The organism is Pseudomonas sp. TH07, assembly GCF_016651285.1.
Lineage (GTDB): Bacteria > Pseudomonadota > Gammaproteobacteria > Pseudomonadales > Pseudomonadaceae > Aquipseudomonas.
In genome coordinates this window covers 3,306,127-3,321,746 of record NZ_JAEKED010000001.1, presented here as the reverse complement: position 1 = coordinate 3,321,746, position 15,620 = coordinate 3,306,127, and the positions used below count along the sequence as shown (strand labels likewise).

The following is a 15,620-nucleotide window of genomic DNA, read 5'->3' as shown; positions in this document are numbered from 1 at the left end:
TGCCGCCCTGGGCGCGGCGACAGGTGTCCACGAGCGGGCGGCCTACTCGATGATGTTGAAATCACCGAGGTAGTCGTCGGAGATTTCCAGGCCCAGGCCCGGCTTGTGATCGTCGAGCTGGATGTAACCGTTGACCGGCTGCGGCTCACCCTTGAACACGTAATAGAACAGCTCATTGCCGACTTCGACGTCGAACACCGGGAAGAACTCGGCCATTGGCGAAGCGGTGGTGGACATCGTCAGGTGGTAGTTGTGCATCTGCCCGGCATGGGGGATCACCGGCACCGACCAGGCTTCGGCCAGGGCGTTGATCTTGCGTGCCGCGGTAATGCCGCCGACCCGGTTGGTGTCGTACTGGATCACGTCCACCGCACGCCGCTCCAGCAGGTCCTTGAAGCCATAGGAGGTGAACTCGTGCTCACCGCCGGAGATCGGCATGATGCCCATCTTCTTCAGCTCGATATAACCCTCGATGTCATCGGCGATCACTGGCTCTTCCAGCCAGCGCGGCTCGAACTCGGCCAGTTTGGGCAACATGCGGCGCGCGTATTCCAGGGTCCAGCCCATGTAGCACTCCAGCATGATGTCGATGTCCGGTCCGGCCAGCTCACGCAGGGCGCGCACTTGCTCGATGTTGCGACGCATGCCGGCCGGGCCGTCCTTGGGGCCGTAGCCGAAGCGCATTTTCAGCGCGGTGAAGCCCTGGTTCAGATAGCCCTGGGCCTCTTCGAGGAACAGGTCGAGGTTGTCGTTGGCGTACAGTTTGGAGGCGTAGGTCCAGATCTTTTCCTTGGTGCGCCCGCCCAGCAGCTTGAACACCGGCTTGTTCACCGCCTTGCCCATGATGTCCCAGATGGCGATATCGATGGCCGAGATCGCCGCCATGCCGATGCCCTTGCGACCCCAGGCGTGACTCTGGCGGTACATCTTCTGCCAGATGTATTCGTTGTCGAACGGGTCTTCGCCGATTGCGATGGGTGCCAGGTAGGTGTCGATGATTTCCTTGGCCACCCGCGGTGCCAGGGCGCAGTTGCCGATACCGACGAGGCCGGTGTCGGTCTCGACTTCAACCACCAGCCAGCCGTGGAAACGGAACGAGCCCATGGCATCGCCACGCTCGAACAGGATATCGCTGGCGTTGGTGCAGAAGTGCGCCTGGGGTGGGACGACCTTGCCTTTCCACTCGAAAACGCGGGTACGGATCGCTTTGATTTTCATGGATACAGTTCCTTGCTAACGCTTGGGTAGAGTTCAGCCAACCTGGGCTGGTTTGAGCTGTTGGGGAGAGTTCGGGGTAGTGCCGGTGCGCAGTCGAGCCAGCAGGATGGCGCCGAGGATGCCCACCAGGGCCAGGGCAAACATGCCCGCGCGCGGGTCGGCAAACTGGCTTTCCATCACGGTTTTCAGGTTGGGAGCGACAAAACCGCCCAGGTTGCCGATGGAGTTGATCAGGGCGATCCCGCCAGCGGCGGCGGCACCGCTCAGGTAACCGGTGGGGATGGTCCAGAACAACGGCTGCACCGCGACGAATCCGGCGGCGGCAAAACAGAACGCCAGCACCACCGGCACCATGCTGTTGCCCAGGGCCGAGGCCGCGATGCCCAGTGCGGCCATGGTCAGCATGCACACCGCCATGCGCCGGTGCTGGCCGCTGCGGTCGGCATAGCGGGTGACCAGGCGCGTGACAACCAGGGCGCAGACCCAGGGGATTGCGGTAATCAGGCCGACACTGAGCCCGACATGGCCATCGAGCAGCCCGGCGATACGGGTCGGCAGGTAGAACACCACACCGTAGACACTCATCTGGATGGTGAAATAGGCCAGGCAGAATTGCAGCACCCGAGGGTTGCGCAAGGCGCTGAGGAAACCGTGGGGGCTGCTGTGTTGTTTCTGGGCGTCCTCTTCGGCCAGGGCGTCTTGCAGCGCCTGCTTCTGCTCAGGGCTCAACCAGCGGGCATCGGCCGGACGGTTGACCAGGTAAAAGTAGGCGGCGATGCCAACCACCGAAGCCATCAGGCCTTCGACCACAAACAGCCATTGCCAGTTGGTCAGGCCGAACACGCCATGGAACTCCAGCAACCAGCCCGACAGCGGGCTGCCCAACACCAGCGCCAGCGGCAGGCCGAAATAGAACAGGCCCAGGGCCTGGCCACGGCTTTGCGCGGGGAACCAATAGGTGAGGTAAAGGATGATCCCCGGGAAGAAACCGGCTTCGGCCACCCCCAGCATGAAGCGCAGCACGTAAAAGGTTTCGGCGTTGTGGGCAAACATCATCGCCGCCGACACCAGGCCCCAGGTGACCATGATCCGGCACAGCCAGACCTTGGCGCCCAGGCGGTGCAGCATGTAATTGCTCGGCACCTCGAAGAACGCGTAACCGACGAAAAAGATGCTCGCGCCGAAGGCGAACGCCGCGTCGCCCAGACCGGTATCGGCCTGCAGCGCGGCTTTGGCGAAGCCGACATTGGAGCGATCGATAAACGCCAGGATGTACATCAGGATCAGGAACGGCAGCAAACGCAGCCGGCTTTTGGAGATGGCGCTGGACAACGCCAGGGCAGGATCTGGACGGGTCATTTGAGTGTTCCTTGAGACAGGCCCAGGGCAAGCGCCAGGGCTGGCTTTTTGTAGTTGTTGAGTCGCCCGAAGAAACGCCTCGGTGGCCGGTGCGTCTTGAGCGATGGCGCGACTTTAGCCAGCGCCCGACACAGCGGCTAATCACTTATGCATATCCACCGATAGCCTCAGGTGATAGCAGAAGGCGCTTCCTGCCCACTTAGGGTTATCGGGAAAAACCCCGAACCTGATCATGGTCGCTGGTAGCGCCTGGCATTTGTTGGCAGGCTTGCCGCTGTCCCTTTTGCGAGCCCGGCCCCATGACCCGAATTCCTGATGCCAATGTGATCCACAGTCGCCTGCGCCTGCGCCAATTGCGGCTGATGCTGGCGCTGCAGGAATTCGGCTCGTTGCGCCGGGCGGCCGACAATATCGGCATGACCCAGCCGGCGGCGACCAAGATGCTTCACGAAGCCGAAGACCTGCTGGGGGTCGAGCTGTTCGAGCGCCTGCCCCGAGGCATGCGCCCGACGCCGTTTGGCGAAACAGTGATTTATTACGCGCAGATGGTTTTCGCCGAAGTCAGCGGCATGCGCGAAGAACTGGTGGCCCTGGAGTCCGGCAACCTCGGACGGGTCGCCGTCGGCGCCATTCCGGCGCTGGCGTCGGGCTTGCTGACGCGAACCATCGCCACCTTGAAAAAGAGCCACCCACGCTTGTCCATGAGCATTCAGGTCGACACCAGCGACGTGCTGGTGCAGGCCTTGTTGCAGGATCAACTGGACATCGTGCTCGGCCGGATCCCCGCCGGTGCAAGGGCCGAAGAGCTGCTGTTCGACAGCCTGGGCGAGGAGGAATTGTGCGTGATCGCCGGTGCGCAGAATCCGCTGGCACACAGTACCCGACTGAGCTGGGCCGAGCTGCAGAACGAAACCTGGGTCCTGCAACAGCACCCCAGCCCCATGCGCGCGATCATCAATCAGGTGTTTCACAATGCCCGGGTCGACATCCCCAGCAGCATCGTCGAGACCACCTCGATCATGACCCTGCTGTCACTGGTGCAGCAGACCGACATGATTGGCGTGACCCCGGTCTCGGTGGTCGAGGACTACCCGGGGCGCGATCTGCTGGCGGTACTGCCGATCAGCTTCGAAACGCGCCTGCCGCCCTTTGGCCTGATTACCCGGCGCCATCGCATCCAGTCATCGGCCATGCAGGCGTTCATGCACTCGGTGCGGGTCGAACAAGCCGGAGCGCGGCCCTAGGGCTTGGCGAAAACCTCCGGCTCATCATCGGCAGGGTTCAAGGCGACGTCAGGGTGATGATGTAGGCGCCGCTGTTGACTGCCTTCCCTGCGCCATCGACCAGGGCGTATTGCTGGTTGTAGTAGCGCTCGGACCGGCCGCTGTCGGCGACCAATTTGACCTTGACCGCCGAGGGCGACAGCGCCGCCACCGTGGCGACGGGCTGCACGCTGAGCGAACCTGCGCGTGCGGCCTGCGGGCACCTGCTCAGGCTGAGGGTTGCACCGCTGTCCTGATGGGCTGAATGGGTATCAGGCGAGCAAGGAGATTCAACGATACTGCCGTAGAAGTGGATGACCCCTTGAGACAAGGGCGTTGCAGCGAAGGTCGGGCCAATGACCCCAAAAAACAACCCGACTGCTGCTGATAGGTGGTTTACGTTCATGCTGCGCCCTCCGTGTGTAGCCACTATGTCGTCAGCTTAGGCGGGCTCTTTAACTTTAAGGATTGTCTTATTTAATTTCATCAGAACGATGAAATCGATAATGCTTTCCGACACCGGGCGAACCCGCGACGCAACCTTGCCCGTTGCAGGCAAGGAGCGTCATCGACTGGGTATCAGGTGTTTTTACGGAAGACGAACACCAGCCCGACAATGATCAGCAGCATGCCGAGGATGCTCAGGCTGGCCAGGCGATTGCCGAAGATCAGGTAATCCATGACCGCCGTTACCGCCGGCACCAGGTAAAACAGACTGGTGACATTGACCAGGTTGCCGCGGGCGATCAGGCGATACAGCAACAGGGTCGCCAGCACCGAAACCACCAGGCCCATCCACAGCACCGGCACGAAAAAGCCCGTCGACTGCTCGAAGTGGAAAGGTTGAAACGGCACGAACACCCCGCACAACAGCAAGCCGGCCAGGTACTGCACCGGCAGGGTGCCGAGGGGGTTGTCGGTGATGCGCTTCTGCATGATCGAACCCAGGGTCATGCTCGCCAGCGCCAGCAGGCCGAACAGCATCCCGGCCAGGGACATCCCCGCCAGGCCGATGCCCTGGTACACCACCATGATCAGGCCGGCCAGGCCCAGCGCCAGGCCGAACATCCGGCTCCAGGAGCGCTGACGCTCCATCAGCACCACGGTGAGGATCGGTTGCACCCCCATGATGGTCGCCATGACCCCGGGGGTGACCTTCAAGTCCAGCGCCAGCAGGTAAAAGATCTGATAGGCCCCCAACAGCACCAGCCCGGTGGCCGCCGCGTACAGCATCGACTGCCGCCCACGGGGCAGCCTGAGTTTGAGCAGTGGAATCAACAGCACCAGCCCGCACAGGGCGATGGCGAAACGCAGCAGCAGGAAGGCAAAGGGCGAGGCGTGGGCCAGCCCCCATTTGGAGAAGATCGCGCCACTGCTCCAGAGCAGGACGAACAGGCTCGTGGAGGCCGCCGCAAGCGCGGACTTTTTCGAAATGACAAACATGGTGACCACCTGTAATCAGGCAAAAAGCCAACTCAGCCGAGGCTGAAATTCAGTAGTTTTTTCTGGCGGGTACAGGGCACAGCAGTGACTGCTGATCAGCCCCGGACAACAACGCCCGGCGGTGATACGACGGCGTACACCGGCGTGCTACTGACAGGTGGGGGGTAGTGACTGATCTGCGCAGGCTGCTGATTCCCGCACGGCACGACGCCAGCGTTGACCGCTGAATCGACTACCGCATTGATCGGGGAAAGGGGCATGTGCAGATCTTTCTTAAGAGGGAAGGTGAATCGTCTGATGCACCGAGCGCCGACTATAACCAGCGCTCGATAACCTTTGCAACGCTTTATCCAAACAACCAGTAACCCAGGGCTGCCAGCACCACCACCGCCAGCACCGGACGCATGATCCGATACAGCTTGGGATTGCGGCGCTTCCATTGCTTGACCACGCCACTGAAGCGGTCGCTGAAGTTCTTGCTCCAGGCATAGGCCTGGTTGATCCCGCCGACGCGTTCGTCGTCGAGGTTCTGCGGCGCGGTGGCGCGCCCCAGCAGGCCACTGACCCAACGGTTGACGCGGGTCATCAGGCGGTTGCTCAGCGGACGCTCGATGTCGCAGAACAGGATCACCCGCGTCTGCTCGGTCTCGTTCTTCACCCAGTGCACGTAGGTTTCATCGAACATCACGTCTTCGCCATCGCGCCAGGCATATTCCTGGCCGTCGACGAAAATCCGGCAGGCGTCGGAGTTCGGCGTGGACAGGCCCAGGTGATAACGCAGGGAGCCGGCAAACGGGTCACGGTGCGGGTTGAGGTGGCTGCCGCCTGGCAACAGCGCGAACATCGCGCCCTTGACGTTGGGAATGCGGCTGACCAGCTCCACGGTCTTCGGGCACAGCGCTTCGGCCGAGGGCAGGGGTTTGTCGTACCACTTGAGGTAGAAACGCTTCCAGCCCTTCTTGAAGAACGAACCGAAGCCGGCGTCGTTGTTCTTTTCGGCGGCGCGAATATAACCCTCGTCGAACAGGTGCATGGCTTCGTCGCGGATCACCTGCCAGTTGTCCTTGAGCACGTCCAGTTCCGGGAACTTGCTGCGGTCCAGGTATGGCTTGGAAGGCACGCCGGAAAACAGATACATCAAGGCGTTGTAAGGGGCGAACAGCGCCGAATGGTTGACGAACTGGCGCAATACCGGCAGACGCGCCTTGCCGCGCAAATGCACGTAGAGGGTGCTGCCGATAAACACCAGCAGCACCCCGAACTTGGCAGCGAAGGAAAAGCTCATGCAACAACTCCTTGAAAATAGGCACTTGCGGGGTTGCGTTCACCCGACCTGGCAGCCGGCCATGATAAACACTCCTGGGCCTTGGAAAAACCCGCGCAACCGAACAATCAGCGTTAACGGTCGCGCAACAAAGCGTTAATTAGCATAAGGCCGCCAAACCCCGGCTGATGTGGATCAGCACATTGGCAAGGCGGCTGGCCGGTTCGCGTCAGGTGCCGCACCCGGGAAGGCCGGAGTTACTGCTGGTTTTCCTGGTCGGTAAACAGGTCGCTGAATAGCATGCTCGACAGGTAGCGCTCGCCCGAGTCCGGCAGGATCACGACGATGGTCTTACCCTGCATTTCCGGGGTTTCAGCCATGCGTACCGCCACCGCCATCGCCGCACCGCAGGAAATGCCGCACAAGATCCCCTCTTCCTGCATCAGGCGCAGGGCCATGGCCTTGGACTCTTCGTCAGTCACCAACTCGACCCGGTCGACCATCGACAAATCCAGGTTGCCCGGCACGAAACCGGCACCGATGCCCTGGATTTTGTGGGGGCTGGGCTTGATTTCTTCACCGGCGAGCTTCTGGGTAATCACCGGCGAACCCGCCGGCTCCACCGCCACCGAGATGATCGGCTTGCCCTGGGTCTTCTTGATGTAACGGGACACCCCGCTGATGGTGCCGCCCGTGCCCACGCCGGCCACCAGCACATCCACTGCGCCGTCGGTGTCGTTCCAGATTTCCGGGCCGGTGGTTTTTTCGTGGATTGCCGGGTTGGCCGGGTTATCGAACTGCTGGGGCATGAAGTACTTGGCCGGGTCGCTGGCCAGAATCTCCGCCGCCTTGTCGATTGCGCCTTTCATGCCCTTGGCCGGCTCGGTCAGCACCAGTTCGGCGCCCAGGGCCTTGAGCACCTTGCGCCGCTCGACGCTCATGGAGGCCGGCATGGTCAGCATCAACTTGTAGCCCCGCGCCGCCGCGACAAACGCCAGGCCGATACCGGTGTTGCCCGACGTCGGCTCGACAATGGTCATGCCCGGCTTGAGTTTGCCCGAGCTTTCGGCGTCCCAGATCATGTTCGCGCCGATCCGGCACTTCACCGAGTAGCCCGGGTTGCGCCCTTCGATCTTGGCCAGAATGGTCACGCCACGGGGCGCGATGCGGTTGATCTGCACCAAGGGCGTATTACCGATGGAATGGGCGTTGTCAGCAAAAATGCGGCTCATGGCTGGGTCCTTATGCAGCATTGAAGAAGTGCTCAAGGGTATGCCTCGGGCCCATGAGCGTCCAGTCGTAGCCACAGGCCGCGCAAAACCCTGGCCGGGGCTATGCAAGAGACGCATAGCCGGGACTGAAGTTCGCATTGGTCGGGCCAATCGGGTCTGGGCCATGATGCCGCCCAAGAGTTGGCCAGCTCCCCTACCCGCCCCGTCAAAGGAATCATGCAGATGGCTATTGCCCCTGAAATCCAGTCCCTGGCCGACGACATGCGCGCCTGGCGCCAGCAGATCCACAGCCAGCCGGAAATCGCCTTCAACGAACACCAGACCGCCCACTTCGTCGCCACCCTGCTGCGCTCCTGGGGCATCGAAACCCATACCGGCATCGGCCAGACCGGGGTCGTGGGGGTGATTCACGGCGCCCTCGGCCCCGGCCCGAGCATCGCCTTTCGCGCCGACATGGACGCCCTGCCCATCATCGAGGAGGGCCAGCCCGCCTATCGCTCGCAGCATCACGGAGTGTTCCATGGCTGCGGCCACGACGGGCATACCAGCATCCTGCTGGGCACCGCCTGCCTGCTGGCCCGGCAACGCCAGTTTCGTGGCCAGGTGGTGCTGATATTCCAGCCCGCCGAAGAAATCATCCAGGGCAGCCTGGCCATGCTCGAAGACGGTTTGTTGCAGCGTTTTCCCTTCGACGAGGTGTATTCCCTGCACAATCACCCGACCCTGGCGGCCGGCACCATTGGCGTGCGGGTCGGTGCCCAGCTGGCGTCGGTCGACTTTTTTTCGATCCGTATCACCGGGGTTGGCAGCCATGGCGGCATGCCGCATTTGAGTGTCGACCCGATCGTGATCGGCGCGGCCCTGGTCGGCGCCCTGCAAGGGATCGTCAGCCGCACCATCGACCCGCTGGAAAACGCAGTGATCAGTGTCTGCCGCTTCCAGGCCGGGGAAACCAACAATGTGATCCCCGCATTCGCCGTGCTCGACGGCACCGTTCGCACCTTGTCCACAGCCGTTCGGCAACAGGTGGTCGAACGCATGGAGCAGGTCTGCCAGGGGCTGGCCCTGGCCCATGGCTGCCAGATCGACATGAGCCTGGCCAACAGCACCCCGCCGGTGGTCAATAGCCCGCAGCCGACCCGCTATGTGGTGCAGGCGGCGCAGCAGGTGGTGGGGCCGGAAAACCTGATTGAAAACGTGGCGCCGATCATGGCCGGGGACGATGTGTCGGTGTTTCTCCAGGCCCGTCCCGGCTGCCATTTCCTGCTGGGGCAGGACGGCCCCATGTGCCATCACCCGCACTATGACTTCAACGACGAAGTGGCCGGCATTGGCGTTGCCATGTTCGAGCAACTGGTACGCCTGCGCCTGGCTGCCTGACACAACAACAACAACAACAACAACACGCCAGCCCGGAAGCCGCCATGAAGCCCAGAACCCTGTTCGCCTGCCTGCCCCTGCTGTTACTGGCGCCCACCGCCCATGCGGCTTCCGGCACCAGTTATGCCGCCAACTGGCACACCCTGGTGCCCTTCCTGCTGCTGGTGAGCCTGACCCTGGGCGTCACCCGCTGGGCCGGTCGCCGCAGCCGCGGCACCGGAGACTTCTACAACGCCGGCGGCGGCATCAAGCCCTGGCAGAACGGCCTGGCCCTGGCCGGCGACTACATGTCAGCCTCGACCTTTCTTGGCGCGGTGGCGATGCAGGCGATGTATGGCTACGACAGCCTGATCTACGGGGTCGGGACCCTGGTCGGCTGGCCGATCCTGCTGTTTCTGGTGGCCGAGCCCTTGCGCAACCTGGGGCATTACACGCTGTCGGACGTGGTCTCGTTCCGCCTGCAAAAGCGCCCGGTGCATCTGCTGACCGCCGCCAACTCCCTGGTCATCGTGCTGTTCTACCTGGTGGTGCAGATGGTCGGCGCCGGCAAGTTGATCCAACTGCTGTTCGGCACGCCGTACCTGGCGTCGGTGGCCATGGTCGGGGTTCTGGTGCTGCTGTACGTGCTGATCGGCGGCATGCTGGCCACCACCTGGGTGCAGATCATCAAGGCGCTGCTGATCCTGGCGATCGGCAGCTTCCTGTGTTTCATGGTCTTGCGCAGCGTGGGATTCAGCGCCAACCAGTTGCTCGATCGGGTGATCCAGGCCCATCCCCAGGGCCTGTCGGTGCTGGCCCCGAGCAAGCTGATCGCCGACCCGGTGGACGCCATTTCCCTCGGCGTGTCGCTGATTTTCGGCATGGTCGGGCTGCCCCATATCCTGATCCGCTTCTTCACCGTCAAGGATGGCGCCGCCGCCCGCCAATCGGCGTTCTACGCCACCTGCATCATTGCCTACTTCTATACCCTGCTGCTGGTGATCGGCGCCGGGGCGGCGATCTTCGTCCTCGGCAACCCGGCGTTTCTCGAAGCCGGCAGCCAGGACCTGATCGGCGGCAACAACATGGCGGCCATGCACCTGGGCAGCTTCTTTGGCGGCCAGTTGTTCCTCGGCCTGATGTCGGCCGTGGCCTTTGCCACCATCCTCGCGGTGGTGGCCGGGCTGACCATCTCCGGCGCCTCGGCGGTCGGCCACGATATCTACACCCACCTGTTCCGCCAGCCCACCAGCAACCCCGAGCGCGAGCTGAAGATCTCCCGGATCGCCAGCGTCACCCTGATTGTCGTCGCCCTGCTACTGTCGCAATGGGTGCAGCACCTGAACATCAGCTTCCTCGCCGGGCTGGTGTTCGCGATTGCCGCCAGCACCAACTTCCCGATGCTGATCCTGTCGATCTTCTGGCGCGGGCTGACCACGCGCGGGGTGGTCGCCGCCTGCCTCTGCGGGCTCGCCAGCTCCGTGGGCCTGCTGATACTCGGGCCAGCGATCTGGGTCGGAGTGCTGGGGCATGCGGCGCCGGTTTTCCCCTACTCCAACCCCGCCCTGTTCTCCATGAGCCTGGCCTTCCTCGCCGCCTGGGTGGCCTCGGTCACCGATCACAGCCCCTCGGGCGCAGCCGAGCGTGCGCGTTTCGACGCCCAGCACTACCGCTCCCTGACCGGCATCAACGCCCATGCCGCCGTGGCCCACTGAGCCCTGACTGACAACGAGGAAACCGCCATGCCCAGCACCGCCCGCCACTCCGATCACCTGCTGCGTCGCCTGAAGAAACTGCGCACACGGTTCAGCCTGGGCCTGAGCCTGCTGACCCTGGGCGCCTACTTCGGCTTTATCCTGCTGGTGGCTTTTGTCCCGCACTGGCTGACCCTGCCACTGTCGAGCGAGTCACGCGTGACCAGCGGAATCCTGGTCGGGGTCGGCCTGTACGGGTTCTGCGTCGCGGTCACCGGCTTTTACACCTGGCACGCCAACCGCTACATCGACCCATTGCTCCAAGAGTTGCAGCGCTCGGCCGCTGCCGAAGCCTGATCAAACCGGCAGCGCCAACTGCCCCGCATAGCCGGCAAAGATCTTCTGCGCCTCGGCCTTGGCGCTTTCCACCGATGGCGCCAGGGTGCGCCCCGCCAGGCTCACCGAGCCGAAGCGCGCGCTGCGTTGCAAGGGCGGGTCCATCGGCACTTCGCACAAGCGGCCGCTGCCCAGCGCCTGCCAGAACGCCGGCCGGCTGCCGAACACCACGCTGTTTCCGGCCAGGGCCAAGGCTTCCAGATCACTCAGCAGATCGGTTTGAAAGTGCAGGGCGGTCTCGATCGAACACTCGAAATACGCTTCCAGATCCGCCATGGCCCAGGCCGATAACTGGATGCTGCCCAGGGGATACGCCAGCAACTGTGCCCGCGACACCGGCTCGCCCTGCAACAAGGGGTGCCCGGCACGGCAGAAAAATCCGCTGCGCCAGCACGGCAAGGGGTCGACCTGCAGGTCATGGCGATAAGAAAGCAGCGCTACATCGCCAAAGAAGATATCGATCCGCTCCTCCAGCAACAGCCGCAACAATTCCTCGTAGGTCCCGCCCTTGACGGTCAGCCGCAGCCGGGGGGCGTTGCGCGCGAAATGCTCGAGCAACGGCGCCTTCAGCAGCGCCGCTGCCGTGGGCCCGAAGCCCAGGGCGATCTCGCCATACTCGCCGCGCCGCACCCACTCGATGTCGCGCCGCAGTTCGTTGAGTTCGGCCAGCACCTTGCGTGCACGCTCGGTGAACACCCGGCCGTAGGGCGTCAGCTCGACCCCCGCCGGGCCGCGATCGAACAATTGCACCCCAAGCTCGGCCTCGATCGAGGCAATGCTGCGCGACAGCGCCGGCTGGCTGAGGTTGACCTCGATACTGGCTCGACTGAAGGTCAGGTGCTCCACCAGCCCCAGAACATGACGCAGCTTCCTGGTATCCATAATTACCTTCTTTGGCGAAAGACAAGGCCCGACAGCGCTGCCGACCATCGTACAAAAGCCGCTCGGCGTCCATGCCTCGACAGTTGCTTCGAACGACTGCGAGCCGTGGCAGTCAATCCCTTTAATGACAGATGGAGACTCACGCTCATGAAACGTCGTTACAGTTGGCCGCTATGGACCCTGGCCGCAGTTGTGGTGCTGCTGGTGGCCGTGCACATCGCCCTGCCCTACCTGGTACGCGACTACCTGAACGACAAGCTGGCGGACATGGGCGACTACCGGGGCCAGATCACCGATGTCGACCTGGCGCTGTGGCGCGGCGCGTATCGGATCAACGGGCTGAAGATCGTCAAGGTCGACGGCAAAGTGCCGGTGCCGTTCGTCGATGCACCGTTGATCGACCTGGCGGTGAGCTGGCATTCGCTGTGGTACGACCATGCCGTGGTGGCCAAGGTGCAGTTCGTCAATCCCGAGCTGAACTTCGTCGACGGCGGCCCCAACAAACAGGCGTCGCAGACCGGTCAGGGCACCGACTGGCGCGCGCAATTGAGCAAGCTGCTGCCGATCACCCTCGACGAAGTGCGGATCGACGACGGCAAGATCAGCTTTCGCAATTTCAACTCCAAGCCACCGGTCAACATGAACGCGACCCAGGTCAATGCCAGCCTGTACAACCTGACCAACGTGGTCGACGTCAAAGGCCGGCGCGATGCCCGCTTCGAAGGCAAGGCCCTGCTGCTGGGCCACGCGCCCCTGGAAAGCAGCGCCACCTTCGACCCCCTGAGCAACTTCGAAGACTTCGAGTTCCGCCTGCGGGCCAAGGACATCGAACTCAAGCGCCTCAACGACTTCGCCTCGGCCTACGGCAAGTTCGACTTCAATGCCGGTCACGGCGATGTGGTGATCGAGGCCGAAGCCACCAAGGGCCAGCTCAAGGGCTATATCAAGCCGCTGCTGCGCGACGTCGAAGTGTTCAATTGGCAACAGGATGTGGAGAACAAGAACAAAAGCATTTTCCGCTCGGTCTGGGAGGCCCTGGTGGGCGCCAGCGAGACCGTGCTCAAGAACCAGAGCAAAAACCAGTTCGCCACCCGGGTCGAGCTCAGCGGCAACGTGCACCAGCAGGACATCAGCGCGTTCCAGGCGTTTTTGCAGATCCTGCGCAATGGTTTTGTCCAGGCATTCAACGCCCGCTACGAGCAACCCAAGCCGTCAGCTGACTGAGCCTGCGCTGACCGAGTCAGCAAGTGACGCCCCATTCAGAGACTGAATGGGGCGTCTGCGTTCACAGTCGACGGGGCGCCGCGCTATAGTCGGCCATCCCGTTTATTGTTCCGGCCTGCCTGTGGCAGCCCGGCGTTACCGTTCGAGGAATTGCAGATGAAGTTCGAAGGCACCCGTGCATACGTCGCCACCGATGACCTGAAGCTGGCGGTCAACGCCGCCATCACCCTGGAGCGGCCGCTGCTGGTCAAGGGCGAACCGGGCACCGGCAAGACCATGCTCGCCGAACAACTGGCCGAGTCCTTCGGCGCACGCCTGATCACCTGGCACATCAAATCCACCACCAAGGCGCACCAGGGCCTGTATGAGTACGACGCGGTCAGCCGCCTGCGCGACTCGCAACTGGGGGTGGACAAGGTCCATGACATCCGCAACTACCTGAAGAAGGGCAAGCTGTGGGAGGCCTTTGAATCCGAAGAGCGGGTGATCCTGCTGATCGACGAGATCGACAAGGCCGACATCGAGTTCCCCAACGACCTGTTGCAGGAACTCGACAAGATGGAGTTCTACGTTTACGAGATCGACGAGACCATCAAGGCCAAGCAGCGGCCGATCATCATCATTACCTCCAACAACGAAAAGGAATTGCCGGACGCCTTCCTGCGCCGCTGCTTCTTCCACTACATCGCCTTCCCCGACCGCACCACCCTGCAGAAAATCGTCGACGTGCACTACCCGGACATCAAGAAAGACCTGGTCAGTGAAGCCCTGGACGTGTTTTTCGACGTGCGCAAAGTCCCCGGCCTGAAGAAAAAACCTTCGACCTCGGAGTTGGTGGACTGGCTGAAACTGCTGATGGCCGACAACATCGGCGAAGCGGTGCTGCGCGAGCGCGATCCGACCAAAGCCATTCCGCCCCTGGCCGGCGCCCTGGTAAAAAACGAGCAGGACGTGCAGTTGCTGGAGCGCCTGGCGTTCATGAGCCGTCGCGGCACCCGCTAAGAGGCTGCTGTCATGTTGCTCAACCTGTTCAATGAAATGCGCGCCGCCAAGGTCCCGGTGTCGGTGCGCGAGCTGCTCGACCTGATCAACGCGCTCAAGCAGCGCGTGACCTTCGCCGACATGGACGAGTTTTATTACCTTGCCCGGGCGATCCTGGTGAAGGACGAGCGCCACTACGACAAGTTCGACCGAGCCTTCGGTGCCTACTTCAATGGCCTGGAAAAGCTCGACGACCACTTGCAGGCGCTGATCCCCGAAGACTGGCTGCGCAAGGAGTTCGAACGCTCCCTGAGCGATGAAGAACGGGCGCAGATCCAGTCCCTGGGTGGCCTCGACAAGCTGATCGAAGAATTCAAGAAGCGCCTGGAAGAACAGAAGGAACGCCACGCCGGCGGCAACAAGTGGATCGGCACCGGCGGCACCAGCCCCTTTGGCTCCGGCGGGTTCAACCCGGAAGGCATCCGTGTCGGCGATGCCGGCAAGCGCCAGGGCAAGGCGGTGAAAGTCTGGGACCAGCGCGACTACAAGAACCTCGATGACTCGGTGGAACTGGGCACGCGCAACATCAAGGTGGCCCTGCGCCGCCTGCGCAAGTTTGCCCGCCAGGGTGCGGCAGACGAGTTGGACATCGATGGCACCATCGACCACACCGCCCGCGATGCCGGGCTGCTGAATATTCAGATGCGCCCGGAACGGCGCAACACCATCAAGCTGTTGCTGCTGTTCGACATCGGCGGCTCGATGGACGCCCACGTGAAGATCTGCGAGGAGCTGTTCTCGGCCTGCAAGACCGAGTTCAAGCACCTGGAGTACTTCTATTTCCACAACTTCATTTATGAATCGGTGTGGAAGAACAACCTGCGTCGCGGCTCGGAACGCACCTCGACCATGGACCTGCTGCACAAATACGGCGCCGACTACAAAGTGATCTTTATCGGCGACGCCGCCATGGCCCCCTACGAAATCACCCAGGCCGGCGGCAGCGTCGAGCATTGGAACGAAGAAGCCGGCTATGTGTGGATGCAGCGCTTCATGGAGAAGTACAAGAAACTCATCTGGATCAACCCTTACCCCAAGGACACCTGGGGTTACACCGCCTCGACCAACATCGTGCGCGACCTGATCGAAGACCGGATGTTCCCCCTGACCCTGCGCGGTCTGGAAGAAGGCATGCGGTTTCTTTCCAAGTAGAGTCGAGGAGCCTGTAGCCGCGTTTCGGACGCTGGCCAGGAAGGACGCCGAGGGGTGTCAGGTAGGTGTCTGCGTTCTGGAGGGCCAGCGTCCG

14 protein-coding genes are annotated in these 15,620 nt (G+C 62.6%); 7 read left to right on the top strand and 7 right to left on the bottom strand.

Annotated elements, in window-relative coordinates:
- Positions 1–42: 42 nt before the first annotated feature.
- Both JFU57_RS15490 and JFU57_RS15485 read right to left on the bottom strand, forming a co-directional pair.
- Positions 43–1,218 (bottom strand): L-rhamnonate dehydratase, encoded by a 1,176-nt coding sequence (locus JFU57_RS15490; protein ID WP_078473236.1) that lies wholly within the window; start codon positions 1,216–1,218, stop codon positions 43–45.
- A 33-nt stretch (positions 1,219–1,251) separates the two neighbouring features.
- Positions 1,252–2,577: an MFS transporter gene (locus tag JFU57_RS15485; RefSeq protein ID WP_201129930.1), complete on the bottom strand. Its 1,326-nt coding sequence runs from the start codon at positions 2,575–2,577 to the stop codon at positions 1,252–1,254.
- 299 nt (positions 2,578–2,876) lie between these two features.
- Between JFU57_RS15485 and JFU57_RS15480 the strand changes: the two genes are divergently transcribed.
- The gene (locus tag JFU57_RS15480) at positions 2,877–3,821 is read left to right on the top strand and encodes a LysR family transcriptional regulator (RefSeq protein WP_078473234.1); all 945 of its coding nucleotides are present in this window, start codon (positions 2,877–2,879) and stop codon (positions 3,819–3,821) included.
- A gap of 37 nt (positions 3,822–3,858) precedes the next feature.
- On the opposite strand, the gene JFU57_RS15475 is transcribed toward JFU57_RS15480, so the two are convergent.
- The 4 genes from JFU57_RS15475 to cysK form a co-directional block, all read right to left on the bottom strand.
- Positions 3,859–4,245 (bottom strand): type 1 fimbrial protein, encoded by a 387-nt coding sequence (locus JFU57_RS15475; RefSeq protein WP_201129929.1) that lies wholly within the window; start codon positions 4,243–4,245, stop codon positions 3,859–3,861.
- Positions 4,246–4,418: 173 nt separating this feature from the next.
- Entirely contained in the window at positions 4,419–5,282 is an 864-nt protein-coding gene (locus tag JFU57_RS15470; protein WP_078473232.1) for a DMT family transporter, read from the bottom strand.
- A 346-nt stretch (positions 5,283–5,628) separates the two neighbouring features.
- Entirely contained in the window at positions 5,629–6,567 is a 939-nt protein-coding gene (locus JFU57_RS15465) for an aspartyl/asparaginyl beta-hydroxylase domain-containing protein (RefSeq protein ID WP_020300531.1), read from the bottom strand.
- 236 nt (positions 6,568–6,803) lie between these two features.
- Positions 6,804–7,778, bottom strand: coding sequence for a cysteine synthase A (cysK, locus tag JFU57_RS15460; RefSeq protein WP_020300530.1), 975 nt, complete (start codon positions 7,776–7,778; stop codon positions 6,804–6,806).
- 222 nt (positions 7,779–8,000) lie between these two features.
- On the opposite strand from cysK, the gene JFU57_RS15455 reads away from it, so the two are divergent.
- The 3 genes from JFU57_RS15455 to JFU57_RS15445 are packed head-to-tail and all read left to right on the top strand — an operon-like array spanning position 8,001 to position 11,188.
- A complete protein-coding gene (locus JFU57_RS15455) occupies positions 8,001–9,158 on the top strand; it encodes a M20 aminoacylase family protein (protein ID WP_201129928.1) in 1,158 nt (385 codons plus the stop codon).
- A gap of 44 nt (positions 9,159–9,202) precedes the next feature.
- Complete coding sequence (locus JFU57_RS15450) at positions 9,203–10,852, top strand: sodium:solute symporter family transporter (RefSeq protein ID WP_201129926.1); 1,650 nt, start codon at positions 9,203–9,205, stop codon at positions 10,850–10,852.
- A 27-nt stretch (positions 10,853–10,879) separates the two neighbouring features.
- Entirely contained in the window at positions 10,880–11,188 is a 309-nt protein-coding gene (locus tag JFU57_RS15445) for a DUF485 domain-containing protein (protein ID WP_201129924.1), read from the top strand.
- Here JFU57_RS15445 and JFU57_RS15440 read toward each other — a convergent pair whose 3' ends face one another.
- Positions 11,189–12,109 carry a LysR family transcriptional regulator gene (locus JFU57_RS15440; RefSeq protein WP_201129923.1) on the bottom strand — a complete coding sequence of 307 codons (921 nt, stop codon included), beginning with the start codon at positions 12,107–12,109 and terminating at the stop codon, positions 11,189–11,191.
- 147 nt (positions 12,110–12,256) lie between these two features.
- Here JFU57_RS15440 and JFU57_RS15435 point away from each other — a divergent pair, with 147 nt between their 5' ends.
- The 3 genes from JFU57_RS15435 to JFU57_RS15425 all read left to right on the top strand — a co-directional run bounded on the left by JFU57_RS15435 (position 12,257) and on the right by JFU57_RS15425 (position 15,526).
- The gene (locus tag JFU57_RS15435) at positions 12,257–13,333 is read left to right on the top strand and encodes a DUF748 domain-containing protein (RefSeq protein WP_201129922.1); all 1,077 of its coding nucleotides are present in this window, start codon (positions 12,257–12,259) and stop codon (positions 13,331–13,333) included.
- A gap of 156 nt (positions 13,334–13,489) precedes the next feature.
- Positions 13,490–14,335: an AAA family ATPase gene (locus tag JFU57_RS15430; RefSeq protein WP_078473226.1), complete on the top strand. Its 846-nt coding sequence runs from the start codon at positions 13,490–13,492 to the stop codon at positions 14,333–14,335.
- 12 nt (positions 14,336–14,347) lie between these two features.
- Positions 14,348–15,526 (top strand): vWA domain-containing protein, encoded by a 1,179-nt coding sequence (locus JFU57_RS15425; RefSeq protein WP_020300523.1) that lies wholly within the window; start codon positions 14,348–14,350, stop codon positions 15,524–15,526.
- Positions 15,527–15,620 lie beyond the last annotated feature (94 nt).

Bases quoted from the DNA above. Each gene is read 5' to 3' on its own strand.
- JFU57_RS15470 (WP_078473232.1), bottom strand. From the start codon at position 5,282: ATGTTTGTCATTTCGAAAAAGTCCGCGCTTGCGGCGGCCTCCACGAGC.
- JFU57_RS15425 (WP_020300523.1), top strand. From the start codon at position 14,348: ATGTTGCTCAACCTGTTCAATGAAATGCGCGCCGCCAAGGTCCCGGTG.
- JFU57_RS15430 (WP_078473226.1), top strand. From the start codon at position 13,490: ATGAAGTTCGAAGGCACCCGTGCATACGTCGCCACCGATGACCTGAAG.
- JFU57_RS15450 (WP_201129926.1), top strand. From the start codon at position 9,203: ATGAAGCCCAGAACCCTGTTCGCCTGCCTGCCCCTGCTGTTACTGGCG.
- JFU57_RS15475 (WP_201129929.1), bottom strand. From the start codon at position 4,245: ATGAACGTAAACCACCTATCAGCAGCAGTCGGGTTGTTTTTTGGGGTC.
- JFU57_RS15445 (WP_201129924.1), top strand. From the start codon at position 10,880: ATGCCCAGCACCGCCCGCCACTCCGATCACCTGCTGCGTCGCCTGAAG.
- JFU57_RS15455 (WP_201129928.1), top strand. From the start codon at position 8,001: ATGGCTATTGCCCCTGAAATCCAGTCCCTGGCCGACGACATGCGCGCC.
- JFU57_RS15435 (WP_201129922.1), top strand. From the start codon at position 12,257: ATGAAACGTCGTTACAGTTGGCCGCTATGGACCCTGGCCGCAGTTGTG.
- JFU57_RS15465 (WP_020300531.1), bottom strand. From the start codon at position 6,567: ATGAGCTTTTCCTTCGCTGCCAAGTTCGGGGTGCTGCTGGTGTTTATC.
- JFU57_RS15490 (WP_078473236.1), bottom strand. From the start codon at position 1,218: ATGAAAATCAAAGCGATCCGTACCCGCGTTTTCGAGTGGAAAGGCAAG.
- JFU57_RS15480 (WP_078473234.1), top strand. From the start codon at position 2,877: ATGACCCGAATTCCTGATGCCAATGTGATCCACAGTCGCCTGCGCCTG.
- JFU57_RS15485 (WP_201129930.1), bottom strand. From the start codon at position 2,577: ATGACCCGTCCAGATCCTGCCCTGGCGTTGTCCAGCGCCATCTCCAAA.
- cysK (WP_020300530.1), bottom strand. From the start codon at position 7,778: ATGAGCCGCATTTTTGCTGACAACGCCCATTCCATCGGTAATACGCCC.
- JFU57_RS15440 (WP_201129923.1), bottom strand. From the start codon at position 12,109: ATGGATACCAGGAAGCTGCGTCATGTTCTGGGGCTGGTGGAGCACCTG.